The following is a 17,156-nucleotide window of genomic DNA, read 5'->3' as shown; positions in this document are numbered from 1 at the left end:
CAGATTACTGTTTTTCCACGCCGAGTGTTACCTTCTCTCCGTTGATCTTCCATTCTTTCACATATCCTGACGGTATCTGTTTCACTGCGCTTATGCCCAGAGTCTCTCCGGCGATCTCATCTGCATGCTCCGCGAAAATCTTCTCAGCCTTCTCGGTTCCCTCGTATGTGATCGCAATCTGATCCATAACTTCAAATCCGGCTTCTTTACGCATCGTCTGTACTTTGCTGATGATCTCACGTACAAATCCTTCTGTCAGAAGTTCTTCTGTCAGGTTCGTATCCAGAACAACGGTAATTCCGTTATCATTTTCAGATACATAGCCTTCCATCTGTGCAGTGTCAATCAGAAGATCCTCGCGGAATAAAGTAATCTCCTGTCCATTGATATCCAGTTTTAAAGAATCGGTTGCATTCAGCTCATCCATTGCTGCGTTTCCGTCTAATGAGCCAAGTGCAGCTTTGATTCCACCTAACATTTTACCATATTTTGGACCTACCGTCTTTAGCTGAGGTTTGAAAGAATAGGAGGTGAAATCACGAACTTCTTGTGTAAATTCCATAGTTTTTACATTCAATTCGTCTTCGATAATCTCCTGATAGAACTCCGGAAGTTCAAAATCAGCTTTCACATACATTTTTCCAATCGGCTGACGGTTTTTGATATTTGCAGTATTTCTGCAGGCACGTCCCATAACAACCAGTTTCAGAAGTTTCTCCATGTTATCTTCCAGTTCTTTGTCAATGTGCTCCTCATTTACAGTCGGATAATCGCACAGGTGGATACTCTCCGGTGCGCTCTCATCCAGGCTTCTTACGAGATTCTGGTAAATATCTTCTGTCATGAACGGGATCATCGGTGCAGCAACCTTGCTCACTTCAACAAGCGCTGTGTACAGAGTCATGTAAGCATTGATCTTATCCTGCTCCATTCCTTTTGCCCAGAAACGCTCACGGCTTCTTCTTACATACCAGTTACTCATATCATCTACAAATTCCTGAAGTGCTCTTGCTGCTTCCGGGATTCTGTAATTTGCAAGATGATCATCTACGTCTTTGATCAGTGTATTTAATTTGGATAATAACCATTTATCCATAACGGATAATTTATCATATTCCAGTACATATTTTGTTGCATCGAAATTATCAATATTTGCATACAGTACGAAAAACGCATAAGTATTCCACAGAGTTCCCATGAATTTTCTCTGTCCTTCTACAACAGCTTTTCCATGGAAACGGTTCGGCAGCCACGGTGCACTGTTTACATAGAAATACCAGCGGATCGCATCTGCTCCGTATTTCTCCAGTGCATCAAACGGATCAACTGCATTTCCCTTGGATTTACTCATCTTCTGTCCATTCTCATCCTGTACATGTCCCAGAACGATAACGTTCTTATACGGAGCTTTGTTGAAAATCAATGTGGAAATAGCCAGTAAGGAATAGAACCATCCACGTGTCTGGTCTACCGCCTCGGAAATAAAGTCTGCCGGGAAATGCTTCTCGAACAGATCCTGATTCTCAAATGGATAGTGGTACTGTGCAAACGGCATAGATCCACTGTCAAACCAGCAGTCGATAACTTCCGGTACACGGTGCATTGGCTTGCCGCACTTCGGACACTTGATCGTTACATTGTCGATATATGGACGGTGTAATTCGATCTCATCCGGACAGTTGTCGGACATAGATTTCAGTTCTTCAATACTTCCGATTGAATGCTGGCATCCGCACTCGCACTCCCAGATATTTAACGGAGTTCCCCAGTAGCGGTTACGGCTGATACCCCAGTCCTGGACATTTTCCAGCCAGTCGCCGAAACGTCCTTTTCCGATGCTTTCCGGGATCCAGTTGATCGTGTTGTTGTTGGCGATCAAATCGTCTTTAACTTCTGTCATCTTGATAAACCATGACTCACGAGCGTAGTAAATCAGTGGTGTATCACATCTCCAGCAGTGTGGATAGCTGTGTTCAAACTTCGGTGCGTCGAAGAGAAGTTTTCTCTCATCCAAATCTTTTAATACTTCCGGATCTGCTTTCTTTACGAAAATACCGGCAAATGGTGTAGTCTCTCCCATATCACCTTTTTCGTCTACTAACTGTACGAACGGCATGTCATATTTACGTCCGACTTTGGCATCGTCTTCACCAAATGCAGGTGCGATATGAACAACACCGGTACCATCTGTCAGTGTTACATAAGTATCGCATGTAACGAAGAATGCTTTTTTATTCTGTTTCGCTGCGCAGTCATATGCACACTGGTACAGCGGCTCGTATTCTTTGTATTCCAGATCCTGTCCTTTGTATGTTTCCAGGATTTCATAATCCGGACCTTCGTTTCCTGATTTCTCAGCAAGTCCACCAAGAACAGTATCCAGAAGCGCCTGTGCCATGTAATAAACATATCCGTCAGCAGCCTTTACTTTTGCGTAGTCTTCTTCCGGATTTACACAAAGACCGATGTTGGACGGCAGTGTCCAAGGTGTAGTTGTCCATGCGAGGAAATATGCATCTTCTCCGACAACTTTGAAACGTACAATTGCAGAACGTTCTTTTACATCTTTATATCCCTGTGCTACTTCCTGTGCAGAAAGCGGAGTTCCACAACGAGGGCAATAAGGAACAATCTTGAATCCTTTGTACAGAAGACCTTTGTCCCAGATCTTCTTCAGTGCCCACCACTCAGACTCGATAAAGTCATTGTGATAAGTAACATACGGATCATCCATGTCAGCCCAGAAACCTACAGTATTAGAGAAATCTTCCCACATACCTTTGTATTTCCATACGCTTTCTTTACATTTCTTAATAAATGGCTCTACACCATATTTCTCGATCTGTTCTTTTCCGTCCAGTCCAAGAGCTTTCTCAACTTCCAGCTCAACCGGCAGACCGTGTGTATCCCATCCGGCCTTTCTCGGTACTTCATATCCCTTCATTGTACGATAACGCGGGATCATATCTTTAATAACACGAGTCAGTACGTGACCGATATGCGGTTTACCATTTGCTGTCGGCGGTCCGTCGTAAAACATATACTGTGGACAGCCTTCACGGTCTTCCATACTCTTCTCAAAAATGTGATTCTCTTCCCAGAACTTCTCTGTAGCCTTCTCGCGGTCTACAAAATTCATGTCTGTCGAAACTTTCTTATACATGATTCTCCTCCTTCTCTGATGGGGGACGGGGCATTTCTAGAAAATCCCCGTCCCCTTTTAATATCTTTTGATAGTTTTCCACATTTTCCACATCTTTTTTCCACATCGTGGGGGAAAATTGGGATGAATATTAACATTTTTTGCATGTATAGGATAAATAAAATAGAATGTGCCTTAGCACATTCCCGCGCTGAGCGCGGTTGTTTACAACAATCTACCTCTTCGCGCGAGTGCGCATTCTGCCGGAGGCTTTTTTTATATAATAGGAAATGCAATTTCTATTATATAAAAAAAGCTTCCATCCTGTATAGGACGAAAGCTGTGCCTGCGTTTATAAACCACCTAAACATACTATCATATGCTTTTCCTGTAACGGGGAAATGCCGTCAGCATCTACTAAGCTTGCGCTTTTGGATGTCTGCAACTCGGAAGTGATCTTCGGATATCGTTACTTGTACCGGACTTCCACCATCTCCGGCTCGCTGTGACGTTCTGCTATATCGTACTGTCTCCGTCAACGTTTTATATCTTTCCATATGCGTTTTTATTATACGAGTTTTCGCTTTGTTTCGTCAAGGTTTTATTTGCCATTTTTATTTTTTTCTTTTATACTAAAATAAAACATTACAATATTCGGAGGATTTTATGCATATAGGTAAGAAAGCGCAGAAAAGAGAAAAATCAGCTATGTCGGTTTCTTTATACGGAAATCTGGTTTTTGTTGTTATCGAGCTTCTCATGGCTATTTTTACAGGTTCACAGGCGGTGCTTCTGGATGCAGTTTATGATGGAGTAGAATTTTGCATGCTACTGCCATCGCTTTTCCTTATTCCGTTGCTATACCGCCCATCCAATGAACAGCATCCGTTTGGATACACCCAGATTGAATCCATTTTCGTTGTTGTCAAAGGAATCACCATGGTCTCTGTAACATTCGGGCTGATCTTCAATAATATTCATCTGATGCTCCACGGCGGACACATCGTATCCTTCCATACGATTGCGTCATTTGAATTTTTCGCATGTTTCCTTGGCATTGTAGTCACTATTTATCTGAGTATAAAAAATAAAACGATGGCATCTCCTATGATCAATATGGAAATGCAGGGATGGAAAATTGACAGCTTTCTGTCTCTCGGCATGGCAGTTGCCTTTTTACTGCCGATACTGCTGCCATTTGCATGGTTTAAACCAGTTATTCCTTACCTGGATCAGATTATCACGATTACGTTGTCTGTCATCATGCTTCCGGCACCGATCCGCACTATTATCACAGCATTCCGTGATCTTATGCTGATCCCACCGGAAGAAGACACCATTGAAGAAATCAAAAACCTTGTGGAACCGATCATCCGCACTTATGGTTATCAGAAATTGTATTATGATATTCTGCGTACAGGACGTAAGCTGTGGATCAGTGTCTATATCACATTTGAAAAGGACCTCGTATCACTTGCTAAATTCAAAGCCATCCAGTCAGAGTGTATTGCAGCTCTCGCTGAAGAATATCCTGATTTTTATTTTGAGCTTCTGCCGGATATTGCTTTCACCGGAGCCGAGAAAGCTGCACTGGAGCAGAAAATTCTTGAAGAACAGATGCAAGAAATGCAGGAAGGAACAAGGGAAGTGTAAATAATTGTACACTCCCAATTGCAACAGGAAACGTGAAAATACCAATAGGAATTGTCTTTATTGTTAGTAAGGATATAAAGAATATAAAGCAAGGAGCGAGAGGCTTGTATAAAATCAAGCTTTCGCCCTTGCTTTATACATTTCAGTTATAAAATGCATATCAACTGCAGGCAACAATTACAAAGAATTATTTCCCATTTTCGGTTGCCTGATCAATGAGCTCATTCAGTCTCTTTGCCTGATCTTTCGCTGTGATGGCGCCTACGATTGGCTCTCCTACGATATTACCCTTCTGGTCAACGACGTATGTCGTCGGGTAAGAGAAGAGTCCGGAAGTAAATTTTCCTGCTTCACTATTTGTGGCAAACCATACATTTTTGTAAGTAATTTTCTTTTTTGATAAAATATCTTTCGCTTCTTTGATGGCTGCTTTGTCGCCGTCGATTGTAAAGGTGTTGACACCTATCACTTCGCCGCCTTTTTTCTGAAGCTTTTTATTGAGCGCCTGCAGATCTTTCAGCTCACCGACACATGGGTTGCATGTAGTGAACCAGAAATTTACGACTGTCACTTTATTTTTCGCAAAAAGCTTCTTGCTGTCTACTGCATTGCCGTCAAGATCTTTTCCTTTGAAGCCTGGGAAACTTATCGCACTACTTTTTTCTGTACTCTTATCATCTTTATTATCGGATGTACTCATGCCTGCTTCGCTTGCATCCACGCTGTCGCCAGAACCTGGTTTCGTTCCGCAATCCGGATATTTCTGTTCTAAAACAGTCAGTCTTCCTTCGATCTTCTTGATTTCTTCTGCTCCTTCTTTCAATGTTTTCAATTCGTCTTTTGAAAATTGATCCTTCGCACCGTCGATTGTCTTAAGGAGAAAATCTCCATAGTTTGTACCATCTTCAATCATCGGATTGTTCTTATTGGCTGCCAGGAATACTTTTTCCCAAAGCTTGGAGTTGGCTGCCAGAATATCATTTTCTTTCTGCATCAGCTTCTGATAAAGCTTTGCCGCTTCTTCTTTGCTGTCCGGATTATTTTTGCTGTCACTTTCTGTCTGGGCAGTTTTCCCGGAGCTGCTATCCTTGCTGTTACCAGAAGTACATGCACTGAGTCCAAGTGCTAAAATGAGTGTCATTGTTACAGCTGTTGTTTTTAAAAGTTTTGTTTTCATCATAATTATTTATCTCCTTTACATTTATTATTTTTACTAAAACCATATCGAAACCTAAGTGCTTCGGCCGGGCATTCTTTTATACATTTGCCACAGCGGATACATTCCGTGTGGTCAGGTGTCTTCGTGATATCCACATCCATCTTGCATACGCGGGCACATTTTCCACAGGAAATGCATCTACGATCGTCCACTTGGATACCTAAGAGGGATACTTTATTCATCAATGCGTAAAATGCACCTAATGGGCAGATCCATTTGCAAAACGGACGGTAAAATAAAATACTTAATACTACGATTACAAGCAGAATAATTAATTTCCTTGTAAATAATGCTCCACGCGCCTGACGGATTCCTTCATTTACGATGGCCAGCGGGATGGCCCCTTCCAACACACCCTGTGGGCAAATATATTTACAGAAAATTGGATCCGACATTCCCACATCATTTACAAGAAAAGCCGGCAGCAGGATAACCGCGAATAAAAGCACGATATATTTGATCCAACGAAGAGGCTTTAACTTCATTGTGGAAAACTTTTTGCAAGGAATCTTATGCAGCAGATCCTGAAGCCAGCCGAAAGGACATAAGAATCCACATACAAAACGCCCCAACAGGACACCGATCAGGATCAGAAATCCACTTATATAGTAGGAAAAGCGAAATTTTGATGCGCCTACCACTGCCTGAAATGCGCCGATCGGACAGGCACCTGCTGCCGCGGGGCAAGAATAACAGTTCAATCCCGGCACACATACGGCTTTCCCTTTACCTTGGTAAATACTCCCCTTTATAAAATTTGGCAAATGTATATTTGTAAGCAATGCCGCTCCCGCCTGGATCCATCCACGGAAACGACTTATAATTATAGATGTTTTTTTCTTCTTATTCTTATCCAATGCCAACACACTCCAGACACAATCGGATTGCCTTACTGAATACTGAATCCACTTCGCCTCGCATTGCTCCGAAGCATACCATGCATATCGCGGCTATTAGTAAAGCGCCCTGGATCATAGCTTTTTTTCTATGAAACAATTTGATCACTCCCTTCATTTCTGCCTCATTATAACACGGCATGTATAAAATCCTTGTTAAGAAGCAAAACTTAACAAAGATTTTATGTCCATATGCTATACTGATACCAGGAGGAAACATATATGCATATTTTAATAGTAGAAGATGAGAAGGTGCTCTGCGACACGATCGTACGCAGCTTAAAACACCTTTCATACAGTGTAGATTATTGCCACGATGGGCAGACTGCGATCGACATGCTCGCTGTGGATCATTTTGACCTTGTCGTTTTGGATCTTAACCTTCCAAGAAAAGATGGCATGAGCGTTCTTAAAGCACTTCGAGAAAATGATTTTGATACGAAAGTTCTGATCCTTTCGGCCCGAAGCGAAGTCGCCGATAAAGTTGCCGGATTAGATGCCGGCGCCAACGATTACCTTACAAAACCATTTCATTTGGAAGAACTGGCCGCAAGAATACGTGCTCTTACACTTCGACGATTCACACAGCACGACGTCGTGCTGACCTGCCAGGAGCTTTCCTTTGATACAAAGGCACGCAAAGCTTCTGCCAAAGGTTCGGACATTTCTCTTACAAGGAAGGAAACGGGGATTTTAGAATATCTAATGTTGAATCAGGGGCGTCCGATCAGCCAGGAAGAATTTATTGAACATGTGTGGGACAGCAGCGTCGATAATTTCAGCAATTCCATAAGAGTGCATATTTCTTCTCTCAGAAAGAAGCTGCGCACCGCTTTAGGATACGATCCGATACACAACCGCATAGGAGAAGGATACGTAATGGAGGAACGCCAATGAAAAAATTATCTTTACAATGGCGGATCACTTTAATGACTGCCGTTTTAATCTGTGTCACATGCGTACTTATGAATTGCCTGATCGGCTATTCCGGTAAGCATTATATGGATACAATTGGAAATGACATCTCTACTTACAGTGATACAAACAGCGACAAAACCGAATCCTTTGACCCAAGCAGCAAGGACCTCGATAATGCGCTTACGATCATTGTAAGCGGCGCCCAGAACTCCTTCAGTCTGACAAGCTGGTATATTACAGCGGCTGTCACACTGCTTGGCGCGGCGCTCGCTTATTTTGTCAGTGGACATGCACTAAAGCCACTGAAAAGCTTTGCCTCTCAGATTGAAAAAGTACAGCCTGACAATTTATCAGATATGAAAGTGAGTGAAGATGTGCTTCCGGAGTTTCGACAGTTCTGTCGCTCTTTCAACAGTATGATCGACCGTCTTGATGAAGGATTCAAAAGCCAGCGGCAATTCACCGGCAATGCTGCCCATGAACTTCGCACCCCGCTTGCACTTTTGCAGGCACAAATGGATTTATTTTCCATGGAACACCCGGATGTAGACGATGAGACGCGCAACGTTCTCGATCTTATAAAAGAACAGACAGAACGCATGTCACAGATGACGAAAATCCTTCTGGAAATGAGCGAGCTCAACAGCGTACCATGTGAGGATGCGATCGAACTTGCTCCGATGGTGGAGGAAATATTTACCGACCTTGCCCCTCTCGCCGAAGAGAAACATATCGCGCTGTCTTCCGATGGAGACGCCCGTTTCATTGGAAGCGATACTTTAATCTATCGTATGCTTTTTAATCTTACTGAAAATGCAATTCGCTATAACCGAAAGAGCGGCGCTGTTCGCATTTCCGTCTGTGAAGATAAGAAATATCATCTGATCCGGATAAAAGATCATGGTTTTGGAATTGCCAAAGCAGATCAGCAAAGCATTTTCCAGCCATTTTTCCGTGTCGATAAATCCCGCAGCCGCGCCCATGGCGGCGTAGGACTTGGTCTTTCTCTCGTTTGGGAGATTGCCTCACTTCACGGCGGGTCTGTAAAAGTGGAAGAAAGCTCCAAAGAAGGAACTACCATTCTCGTAAGCCTGCCGAAAGAAAGATAGCACAAAAAAAGGGTGTGTTACGATAACGACTAAAAAAGGTCCACCGGACCTTTGGGTTTGTCAAGCAAAGTGTGTAAATTTTTTGATTTTTTATCGGCGGTCAAATTAGACCGCCGATTTTGCATTATTTTTGTTGATTCGCATATTATTGGAAGGGCAAGTCATCGTCTTCTGCATCAGTATCTGAAAGGTGGATATATCAAAATAAATCTCGTCTGTTTCGGTAGCATACTGATAACTGCGACCCTGTCTTTCCGCCTCTTTTTCTGCTTCTGATAAACTGTCAAACCAATCTTGTAATTCTTTTTCGGCTCGCAAAGCACTGATGAAATCAAGGGGATACCCACCGGCTCCACAGATATAATCGCCATTATCATAAGGACTCCTGCCTTTTGCTACCCATTCATGAAGTTCCCTACACCTTTGATGTTTTGCTTTTGGCCATGCCTTTTTGAGTGCTTTTGCAAAACCTGTACCCCCATCAGACACTACCATCCTTGGCTCAGCAATACGTTTCATCAAAGCGATCCAGGCTCCTGCATGTTCATAACGACACAAATACCATCCCAACACATGCTTTTCATCACAGCAAATCAAAACGCATGCTTTCCGACCAAGATAGATCCCATCGAGAAATACTACATCTCTAGATTCTGCTATCTTTGGCGGCATAGCCCATATATCCCAGAACTTTGCTGTCTTTCTTCTAAAGGATCTTCCTTCTCCAGACATTGTTGATTGAGATTCTTTTCCAAACAGCCAATCCAAAAAGATTTGCAGTTCCTTGGATTCATTATTAATTTTATGCGTTAGTGACGTTTTGCAATTCTTACAAAGCCAACGTTGCGAACCAGCTTTTGTCTTTCCAGACTTCACACATTTTATACCACAAACAGGACAATTTACTTGATTCATCTAATCTTCCCTCCATGGTTCTTATTTTAAGGAAGATTAAAAGCCTTTAGTTCCTTTATTTTCAAGGGTTTGGAGACTTTTTATCAACACGTTTTGTCCACCCTCAAAGTTGTTTAAAAAAAGATTAAACCGCCTTCAACCCTTTATTTTCAAGGGCTGAAGGCGGTTTCTATCAACACATTTTGTCCTATAACTCAAATTATAAGAATTCGCAGGCGCAAATCCAACTACAAAAAAAGCCTTTAAATACTAATTCTATCAGTACTTAAAGGCTTTCTATTATTCATACTTAAATGCCGTGCAAATTAGTCCTGTACGTATGGCATAAGAGCAACGTGACGTGCTCTCTTGATAGCTACTGTAAGAGCTCTCTGATGTTTAGCACAGTTTCCTGTGATTCTTCTCGGAAGGATTTTTCCTCTCTCAGAGATGTACTTTCTTAATTTTGCTACATCCTTGTAATCGATCTCGTTATTCTCTTTTCCACAGAATACGCAAACTTTTTTTCTTCTACGTCCGCCGCCTCTTCTCTTGAAGCCGCCTTCTGGACGATTTCCTTTATCGTAAGCCATGATTAACTCTCCTTTCAATTCTTAGTTGAACGGTAATTCTTCGTCAATTCCATCTGGAATATTCATGAAGCCGTCGCCTGCATCCGCTGCCGGAGCTGGTGCCGGTGAAGGAGCCGCCTGGCGGAAACTTCCTGCGTTAGCATCACTGACTGCTTTGCTCTCTGCAAATTCCTGATCTTCTACAACAACATCTGTTGTGTAAATTTTCTGACCTTCTTTGTTCGTGTAGCTTCCTGTCTGAATACGTCCTGTAACGATTACCTTCAGACCCTGACGGAAATACTTCTCCGCGAACTCTGCACTTCTTCCGAATGCAACACATCCGATGAAGTCTGCAGTCTGCTCTCCGTCATTGTTACGACGGAATCTGCGGTCAACAGCTAATGTATATCTGGCAATTGCCATAGAGTTATCACCCTGTGAATATCTAACTTCCGGATCCCTTGTTAAGCGTCCCATCAAAATTACTTTATTCATATTATACCTCTACTTCCTGTCTATGCTTCCTGTCTAACGCATAAATATCTGACTACATTATCCATGATGCGAATTCTCTGTTCGATTTCGCCTGGAGTCTCAGCATCAGACTCGAAGTGGATGAAATAGTAATATGCTTCTTTCATCTTCTGAATCTCGTAAGCTAATCTTTTCTTACCCCATTCATCAACGTCAGAGATCTTGCCACCGAAACGCTCAACTAATGCTTTCACTTTTTCGATAACCTGTGCTCTTTCGTCGTCTTCGATTTTTGCACTGACAACAACAGCTAATTCATATTTGTTCATGTCGTCCTGCACCTCCTTCTGGTCTTTTGGCCCCCGCCCGCTTATGTGGGAGCAAGGATTTCCGCGCATGGTTATACACGGAATAATAGTGTATCACAATTTGATATGATAACATAAAGGCTTAATTGTTTCAAGCTTTTTTCTTCAAATCTCTTGTATTTTTTTCAACAAGCTTTCTCGCGGTCATGATCTGATGTCCGCACCCCATACATTTCAGCCGGAAATCCGCTCCAACACGCAGGATCTCCCACTCTTTGCTTCCACACGGATGCGGTTTCTTCAATGTAACGATATCGCCCACTTCATATATATAAGCCATTTTAATTCCCCCTTACTCCAGCTCTTCTTCCTGCACTCTTACGCCAATCACAACAAAACGATGTTCATCACTGGCTCCTGTGCAGGTAGAAAGTGTAACACAACTGTCACTATTTGTCACCTCTACGCCAGTATCGTAGAGTGCCATACTTTTTGCTGCTTTCGTAAATAATTGAAACATTGCATCATCCGAGAAATCTGTCTGGTACACATCGGATTTCTCTGTCGTCTCTCCCGCAGCATATATAATGTAAGTTAATTTTCTTCCATCTAATGTGTAAATGTAAAAATACGGATATTTCTTCCAGAATTTCTTCGTATCATAATCCTGCAAATGCCGGAACATGGAGCCATCTTTCATGCGATGCCCGTACACGATACTGTTGCCGTCTGCAAAATCCGCATTTGCATTTGAATCTAAGAAAATGCTTCCCAGCGTATTCTCATTATTTGAAAATGTTTTATGCAGATAAGTCTGGTTGTCTTTCCCCTGCACAATCGGATAATTAATTTCCTTCGGTTTCGGAGAAAAACGAATCCACCCTATCGTATCTGCATTTATTTTCTTCAACTTATCAAAATCCACCTGAAACTCATCTACGGATCTTCCCGAATCTTTATCCTGTGTCACCGCCAGTTTGCGTACTTTCTTATATTCATCCTGTCCGTCTTTGTAGCCTTTTCCGATTTTCAGAAGGTTATATCCGGAAACGCAGAATACAATCACCGCAATTACTAAAATGATATTCAGTAGTAAATTATTTTTCTTCCTTCTTCCTCTGTGATGTTTTCTTTCACTCATCCGCACCACTCCTTCAACTATTGTCTTTACATTATAACAAGCCTTGCCTACTTCTACCAGTGTCAATTAATAAAGCGTGTGCCTTCCCCCCCATTCTTGTGCCAGATGCAATTTTCTGCAATACTCTGCTGTCCTCGCAAGTACGCGTCTCCTTTGGTTTTTCTACTATAATAAACCAATAAAATACCATAATCGGTGTTCAAAAAAGAGTGTACTTCCTCCCGAAGAGTTTTATATATCAGAAACGACGTTTCCAGTTCTCATTATTAAAAAAGACAGCTCATCACCTCCTCATAACAGAAAAGCTTTCTATAGCTGCCTTTTTCTCGCATTATTTATTTAATTTTAATCGTTATTGTTCCATATTTGCCTGAGCCGTCTTTCGCCTTTGCAGTAATCTTCACTTTTTTGCCTTTTCCGGCTTTCATATTAGACAAATAAATTCCCGGATAAGTTTTATGAAATATAAAATATTTTAATTTATATGATAGATGTTTTCAGTATAGCCTCCCCCAATTTTTTTGTCAAAACATCATTTTATACTTTTTTAATGACCTTTCACTTCTTCTTAATTGACTTTAAAATCTGTGGGTATATCATTATGAAATATAGAAATAATCTTATAGAAATCAGAGGTGTGAGATATGAATCGGTTCAAAGAAAAATTTATGCAATTCATGTATGGAAGATACGGAATAGATACATTAGGAAAATGGACAGTCGGGCTGGGACTCGCAATTATGCTGATCGCCGGATGGACATCTAATTCCAAGTTGTCTCTCCTTTCCTGGGTGCTCATTATTTATTCCTATTACCGGATGTTTTCCAGAAATATTTATAAACGTTCCCACGAAAATCAGCTCTTTCTTGGAAAGACCGCGAAGATCCGCAGCTGGTTCTTCCATAAGAAAAGTATGATGCTGCAGCGCAAGACACATCATATTTACCGGTGTCCGGGATGCAAGCAGAAAATAAGAATCCCACGTGGCAAAGGACGGATTGAGATCACCTGCCCAAAATGCCACACGACATTTATAAAGAACAGTTAAAAATCAGACAACGGAGTCCTGTTTCCAGTCCTTTCTTCCGGATGCTCCCGGTATTCCTTCCTGATCCCGGTATTTTGCAACGGTTCTTCTGGAAATCTGGATTCCCTTTTCATTTAATAATTTTGTTATAACCGCATCACTGTACGGTTTCTTTTTGTTTTCCTGTCTTATCAATTCTCTTATCATCCCCTTAATAGCAGCACCGGATTGTTCTGCATTTTCCTGCATACCACGAACAAAGAAATAACTTAACGGGAAAATCCCCTGGCTGCATTGCAAATATTTTTTATTCACCGCACGACTCACTGTCGATTCATGTATTCCGATCTCTTCCGCTGCGTCTGCCAGACGATATGGTTTTAAATATGCACTGCCATGTTCAAAAAAATCTTTTTGATGTACTACTATTGCTCTTGCCACTTTTAACAAAGTTGTATTTCGCTGCTCTATGCTCTGTTTCACCCAGTTTGCCTGTTTTATCTTCTGTTCCAGATAATCTTTCACTTCCTGAGATGAATTATTTTTTTGCATCTGACTGTAATATGGACTGATCGATATATCGGCATACATCCAGTCATTTAACAGAATGTCGTAATATTCTTTAAATTTCACAACAATTACATCGGGAATAATGTATTTCATCTGTTGTCTGTTACTGAAAGATCCACCCGGCTTTGGGGAAAGCGTTTTCAGTCGTTCACACATAACTAAAATTTCATCTATTGAGAGTTTCATCTTTTTTGCAATCTGTGGAATTTTATTTTCTCCAAGCAACGGAAGACATTCTGTCACCAGTTTTTCCATATTATGATCCAGTTCCCCCCGTCGCTGCAATTGCAGTTGAAGGCATTGCTGCAGATTCATTGCTGCAACACCTGCCGGCTCCAATGTACGCACCTCTTCTATAAGCTGTATTATATGTTCTTTCGTCTCACCTACACTGTCCACAATATCTTCTACAGTATCTGTGAGATATCCCCGGTCATCCAGACTGTCCAGAATAAATTTTAAAATCTTCTCATCCCTGTCGCTGTACTCCTTCCATAAAAGCTGCGACCAGAGATAGTCCTGCAGTGTTTCTTCGTCGTTTGGATCCACATTCCATTTATTTTTCAGATTGGAAATATCATCATCATCGCTCTGTCTCTGTGTCAGATAATGATACTGTTCCTCTGCAGATGTCTGCTGTTGCCTTTCTTCAATAGATTCTGTTCCAGTATTTTCTTTTACATGTTCATCCAATTCTACTACCGGATTCTCCAGCATTACTTCATTCACATATTCCTTTAATTCCTGCGAAGTCATCTGTAAAATTTCCACGGACTGTATCATTTTCTCTGTCAAAATCTGTTTTTGTTTCTGTCGTAATTCAAGTCTCATACACTCCACCGTGTCCTTTTTCGCATTTTTCTCGTCACCATAACACAAAAATCCTGCCCGAATCGGACAGGATTTTTGTTATAAAGGCGCCAACCAGATTTGAACTGGTGATAGAGGTGTTGCAGACCTTTGCCTTACCACTTGGCTATGGCGCCATCTATGTGCATTTGTTATTATAGCAAATGCACAGGTATTCGTCAATAACAGAATCTTAATTCTACTGTCAGATTTTTAATATTTTCTAAAATCCCAGGTCTTCATTTACAAGGATTACTTTAATCCGGTTTGGATGTTTAGAATAACGTGTCACCAGAAACTGACAGCAAATCGTGTCCGGATTCTTACAGTCAAAGCAGGAACCTGTTTTGCAGCAAGGTGTATCCAGCCCGAAGCGCTGCGCATTGATCGGCGCCGCCTCATTTCTTGCGCGGGACCATGCATTTTCCAGATCCTTTGTAACCTTATTCATACCGATGATCATAATAACATTTCTCGGTCCATATGCAATTGCGGACACACGATTGGCATTGCCATCAATATTTACAAGCACACCACTTTCCGTAATCGCATTAGCACTTGTCAGGAAGAAATCACTGTCGTAAGTTGCCAGCTCAATTTTCCGTTTTTCTTCTTTGTCCTTTGCCGCATCACGATTATAAACTTTATAATTACCTTGACAGACTGCATCCTTTAATCCGATCTCGGCGATCGACATCGAACCGCCCCAGGCAATTGAACTTCCTTCCGGAATGAGCCTGAGTGCGATCTGCAATGCTTCTTCCTTAGAGTCCGCATAGTAGCCTTCCATATTGCGGGTTTCCAAATTCTTAATCATGCGCTCGCCCAGGAGCACATTTCTCTTGATACGATTTTCATCCATAGTCTTCTCCTCCTGTCCACATATTTCACATCATTCCCTCCACATTCCCTGTGGGAAATGTGGAGTACTTTTAAAAGGGGACGGGGCTTTTCTAGAAAAGCCCCGTCCCCTTTTAAGCTTTACGATTATTATACCACATCTCGCCGATACGCAAAATATAAAATGAAAGCATAATCTTTGTGCGGTTCTCATTATTTAAAATATCATACCCCAGTATTTCTTTGATAGCATTCAATTTGTAAGTCAGTGTATTCTTATGGCAGTATAATGCCTGTGCTGTGCAGACTGTGCTGCACTCATTCTCAAAATATGCCTGCAGGATTGCCACATAATCTGTCTGATGTTCTCTGTCATACTGGAGCAGACTGCCCAGTGTCTCGTCCACAAATTTCGTATATAATGTCGGTTCTTTAAAGTCAGTCAGTATTTTGTAAATGCCAAGCTCATTATATACAAGATAATTCTTCGGAATTGCTGTCTTCGTAAGCTGATATGCAATCTGTGCAGATTCAAAGGATCGGTGGATCTCATTTAATTTGTTCACCGTAATTCCAATTCCTGCATAAATATTCTCATCATTTTCACACATATCCCTCACACATTCCTTCACCCACGCCTCAAAATGACCGGCTACCAGAACTGTAAGAATACCCTGTTCTTTGTAAATAATACTCTTCCTCATAGAATAACGGATATCGCGCTCCAGATCTTCCAGAATACTATTGCCTTTATCCGTATCATAAGTGTGACAACTGATACGGATAACAATATAAGAATAATCTTCAAAAAAGCCATTACGTTCCAGATGATTCTGATACATATCCTGACTGTCCGGATAATAAATTGCATTTTTCAGTGCATTTATCAGATTCGTCTCAATCTGCTCATTCTTCAGCAAAATTTCCGAGAAAAGCCGCATAATATCGATATAAGGCGTGTCCCATGACGCTGAAAATAACGGCAATTTCTTCTCATTACAGTAATCTACAATCTCCTGCGGAAATCCCATTCCATCATGCATTCCCACAATCAATCCCCCCGCATTTTTTTCACAGAGACAATCGATAAATTTCTTCAGCCATTCATTGGATTCATAATTAAGTCCCGAATTAAACAGTAGTTCATTTCCATGCAGAAATTGTGTAAATTCAATATCCTCTACCATATGTATCCAGCTGATTCTTTTTTCAAAGCAGCTCTGCGTACAAAGCCTGATATTGTACTCTGGAATCAGCTGTACGTATAATTTTTCCAGTTCTACGGCCATAAAACATCTCCTTTTTTGAAACTATTGTATCATTTTTGTGATCAGAGCACAATTTATATCTGTTTTTCTGTTTACAAAACCTATGTTAAATCTGGATAATTCATGTTATATTGTCATTGAAGCACAAAGCTATTGATAGCATCCCCGAAATTTGTGCTCCATATTTGAACTTCAGATTATTGAATATTAATAAAAGCCGAAGTATTTCCACTTCGGCTTTTATTAATTATCTAAAAGAACGCTTTTAGCGT

The 17,156-nt window shown here is 41.3% G+C and carries 16 protein-coding genes, 1 tRNA gene and 1 pseudogene; 4 read left to right on the top strand and 14 right to left on the bottom strand.

Annotated elements, in window-relative coordinates; genetic code table 11:
• Nucleotides 1-4 precede the first annotated feature (4 nt).
• Nucleotides 5-3,163, bottom strand: coding sequence for an isoleucine--tRNA ligase (ileS, locus tag H8S07_RS06255; protein ID WP_186855674.1), 3,159 nt, complete (start codon nucleotides 3,161-3,163; stop codon nucleotides 5-7).
• Nucleotides 3,164-3,808: 645 nt separating this feature from the next.
• Between ileS and H8S07_RS06250 the strand changes: the two genes are divergently transcribed.
• A complete protein-coding gene (locus H8S07_RS06250; protein ID WP_117537949.1) occupies nucleotides 3,809-4,795 on the top strand; it encodes a cation diffusion facilitator family transporter in 987 nt (328 codons plus the stop codon).
• Between the two features lie 187 nt (nucleotides 4,796-4,982).
• Here the strand turns inward: H8S07_RS06250 and H8S07_RS06245 are convergent, their stop codons facing one another.
• From H8S07_RS06245 to H8S07_RS15060, 3 genes are read right to left on the bottom strand one after another with little or no spacing between them, the layout of a single operon-like run.
• Nucleotides 4,983-5,975, bottom strand: coding sequence for a TlpA family protein disulfide reductase (locus H8S07_RS06245; protein ID WP_186855673.1), 993 nt, complete (start codon nucleotides 5,973-5,975; stop codon nucleotides 4,983-4,985).
• Between the two features lie 2 nt (nucleotides 5,976-5,977).
• A complete protein-coding gene (locus H8S07_RS06240) occupies nucleotides 5,978-6,871 on the bottom strand; it encodes a 4Fe-4S binding protein (protein WP_207722402.1) in 894 nt (297 codons plus the stop codon).
• Nucleotides 6,864-6,935: a CD1871A family CXXC motif-containing protein gene (locus tag H8S07_RS15060; RefSeq protein WP_330416744.1), complete on the bottom strand. Its 72-nt coding sequence runs from the start codon at nucleotides 6,933-6,935 to the stop codon at nucleotides 6,864-6,866. The genes H8S07_RS06240 and H8S07_RS15060 overlap by 8 nt, the downstream gene beginning before the upstream one ends.
• A 197-nt stretch (nucleotides 6,936-7,132) precedes the next feature.
• Between H8S07_RS15060 and H8S07_RS06235 the strand changes: the two genes are divergently transcribed.
• Entirely contained in the window at nucleotides 7,133-7,807 is a 675-nt protein-coding gene (locus H8S07_RS06235; RefSeq protein WP_021860566.1) for a response regulator transcription factor, read from the top strand.
• A complete protein-coding gene (locus H8S07_RS06230; protein ID WP_118288284.1) occupies nucleotides 7,804-8,937 on the top strand; it encodes a HAMP domain-containing sensor histidine kinase in 1,134 nt (377 codons plus the stop codon). The genes H8S07_RS06235 and H8S07_RS06230 overlap by 4 nt, the downstream gene beginning before the upstream one ends.
• A gap of 417 nt (nucleotides 8,938-9,354) precedes the next feature.
• On the opposite strand, the pseudogene H8S07_RS06225 reads toward H8S07_RS06230, so the two are convergent.
• The 6 genes and pseudogenes from H8S07_RS06225 to srtB all read right to left on the bottom strand — a co-directional run.
• Nucleotides 9,355-9,852: pseudogene (locus H8S07_RS06225) on the bottom strand (transposase-like zinc-binding domain-containing protein); the annotation flags it as partial.
• Nucleotides 9,853-10,157: 305 nt separating this feature from the next.
• Complete coding sequence (rpsR, locus tag H8S07_RS06220; protein ID WP_004607925.1) at nucleotides 10,158-10,424, bottom strand: 30S ribosomal protein S18; 267 nt, start codon at nucleotides 10,422-10,424, stop codon at nucleotides 10,158-10,160.
• Between the two features lie 21 nt (nucleotides 10,425-10,445).
• Nucleotides 10,446-10,901 (bottom strand): single-stranded DNA-binding protein, encoded by a 456-nt coding sequence (locus tag H8S07_RS06215; protein WP_021860563.1) that lies wholly within the window; start codon nucleotides 10,899-10,901, stop codon nucleotides 10,446-10,448.
• Between the two features lie 20 nt (nucleotides 10,902-10,921).
• Nucleotides 10,922-11,209, bottom strand: a complete 288-nt coding sequence (rpsF, locus tag H8S07_RS06210) for a 30S ribosomal protein S6 (RefSeq protein ID WP_021860562.1) — start codon at nucleotides 11,207-11,209, stop codon at nucleotides 10,922-10,924.
• A 130-nt stretch (nucleotides 11,210-11,339) separates the two neighbouring features.
• Complete coding sequence (locus tag H8S07_RS06205; protein ID WP_021860561.1) at nucleotides 11,340-11,528, bottom strand: DUF951 domain-containing protein; 189 nt, start codon at nucleotides 11,526-11,528, stop codon at nucleotides 11,340-11,342.
• Between the two features lie 12 nt (nucleotides 11,529-11,540).
• Nucleotides 11,541-12,329, bottom strand: a complete 789-nt coding sequence (srtB, locus tag H8S07_RS06200) for a class B sortase (protein WP_118288283.1) — start codon at nucleotides 12,327-12,329, stop codon at nucleotides 11,541-11,543.
• A 644-nt stretch (nucleotides 12,330-12,973) separates the two neighbouring features.
• Between srtB and H8S07_RS06195 the strand changes: the two genes are divergently transcribed.
• Nucleotides 12,974-13,378 carry a hypothetical protein gene (locus H8S07_RS06195; protein ID WP_021860559.1) on the top strand — a complete coding sequence of 135 codons (405 nt, stop codon included), beginning with the start codon at nucleotides 12,974-12,976 and terminating at the stop codon, nucleotides 13,376-13,378.
• A 3-nt stretch (nucleotides 13,379-13,381) separates the two neighbouring features.
• On the opposite strand, the gene rpoN is transcribed toward H8S07_RS06195, so the two are convergent.
• The 4 genes from rpoN to H8S07_RS06175 form a co-directional block, all read right to left on the bottom strand.
• Nucleotides 13,382-14,758: an RNA polymerase factor sigma-54 gene (gene rpoN, locus H8S07_RS06190; RefSeq protein ID WP_186855672.1), complete on the bottom strand. Its 1,377-nt coding sequence runs from the start codon at nucleotides 14,756-14,758 to the stop codon at nucleotides 13,382-13,384.
• A gap of 84 nt (nucleotides 14,759-14,842) precedes the next feature.
• A tRNA-Cys gene (locus H8S07_RS06185) sits at nucleotides 14,843-14,913 on the bottom strand.
• An 86-nt stretch (nucleotides 14,914-14,999) separates the two neighbouring features.
• On the bottom strand, nucleotides 15,000-15,638 hold the full coding sequence (locus H8S07_RS06180; protein WP_186855671.1) for a lactate utilization protein: 639 nt from the start codon (nucleotides 15,636-15,638) through the stop codon (nucleotides 15,000-15,002).
• Nucleotides 15,639-15,750: 112 nt separating this feature from the next.
• Nucleotides 15,751-16,905 carry a PucR family transcriptional regulator gene (locus H8S07_RS06175; protein ID WP_186855670.1) on the bottom strand — a complete coding sequence of 385 codons (1,155 nt, stop codon included), beginning with the start codon at nucleotides 16,903-16,905 and terminating at the stop codon, nucleotides 15,751-15,753.
• Between the last annotated feature and the right edge of the window lie 251 nt (nucleotides 16,906-17,156).

It is taken from the genome of Dorea hominis (assembly GCF_014287705.1).
Lineage (GTDB): Bacteria > Bacillota > Clostridia > Lachnospirales > Lachnospiraceae > Dorea_D > Dorea_D hominis.
Note: the sequence above shows the minus strand (reverse complement) of the source record. Positions and strands in the feature narration are given on the sequence as shown.